Source organism: Rhodococcus cerastii, from assembly GCF_033042195.1.
In the GTDB taxonomy this organism is placed as follows: Bacteria; Actinomycetota; Actinomycetes; order Mycobacteriales; family Mycobacteriaceae; genus Rhodococcoides.
In genome coordinates, this window is sequence record NZ_JAWLKF010000038.1 from 1 (window position 1) to 1,298 (window position 1,298).

At 60.7% G+C, this 1,298-nt stretch carries 1 protein-coding gene; it reads left to right on the forward strand.

Features of this window, described 5'->3' with window-relative positions:
* Positions 1 to 70 precede the first annotated feature (70 nt).
* Positions 71 to 1,257, forward strand: a protein-coding gene (locus R3P93_RS24485) for an IS3 family transposase (protein ID WP_317534363.1) whose coding sequence is annotated in 2 segments (ribosomal slippage) — positions 71 to 338 and positions 338 to 1,257 — 1,188 coding nt in all. Because the reading frame shifts where the segments join, the coding sequence is not laid out codon by codon here.
* Positions 1,258 to 1,298: the final 41 nt, after the last annotated feature.

The window sequence follows — 1,298 nt, forward strand, 5'->3', positions numbered from 1 at the left end:
TGATCGGCCCAGGGATTTCGGACACTGGACCCGCTTAGAATAGGGATCTACCGAAATGAGTCCGACCAGCATGAGCAGATCACGTCGATCGTTCAGCACCGAGTTCAAGGACGAACTGTGCCGAGAGGTCATCGACTCGTCCAAGCCGATCAGCGAAGTCGCCAAGGCCTACAACGTCGGCGACGACAGTCTGCGCAGGTGGCTGGCGAACTACCGTGACACCCACGGCGGCGGCCCAGACGCCGAACTCACCCTCACCGAACGATCACGCCTCGCCCAGCTCGAACGCGAGAATCGAGAACTTCGAGCCGAGGCAGCCTTCCTGAAAAAAGCAGCCTCGTACTTTGCACGGGAGCCACGGTAGTGGCGAAGTACGAGTTCATCGATTCCCATGTCGCGGACGATTCCGCGGTAGTACCGATCACCGACCGTTGTCGCTGGCTCGAGGTGTCGACTTCCGGGTTCTACCACTGGAAGAGCCGGCCGCAGTCCGCAACAGTGATGCGTAGAACTGTTCTTGCGCAACGTATTCGGGTGTTCTTCGAGCTCTCGCACGGCACCTACGGATATCGCCGTATCCACGCCGATCTGCGGGCCGCGCAGATCGAGTGCTCCCCAGAGTTGGTTCGGTCGATCATGCGCGACGAAGACCTCGTGCCGTGTCAGCCGCGACCGTTCCGTGTCACCACCGACTCCGATCCGAACGGGGAGCCGCTCGTGCCGGATCTGCTCGTGCGTGACTTCTCCGCTGATCGGCCAGGAATCAAGTTCGTCGGCGACATCACCTACATTCACACCTGGCAGGGGTTCGTGTATCTCGCGACGGTCATCGACTGCTACTCCCGCAAAGTCGTGGGTTGGTCGATCGCGGACCATATGCGCACCGAACTGGTGGCGACCGCGTTGACGAACGCCGCTGCCGCGACCCGGATCGAGCCAGGAGCGACCTTCCACTCCGATCGCGGCAGTGTGTACACCTCGCGGGCCTACCGGGCACTGGTGAGCTCGCTGGGGATGCGCTCGTCCATGGGCCGGACCGGGGTGTGCTGGGACAACAGCATGGCCGAAAGTTTCTTCGCGGCCCTCAAGAACGAATGCGTCTACCGAACGATCTACGCCACGAAAGGCAAAGCGCGACAAGACATCATCAGATACATCGAAGGCTTCTACAATCCACGACGCCGGCATTCGGCAATCGGGTACCGAACCCCGAACGACGTCCACTACAGTTACCAACAGCCCGCCATCGCGGCCTGAAAATAGTCATCTCCATTGTCCGAAATCCTCGCGGCAGATCA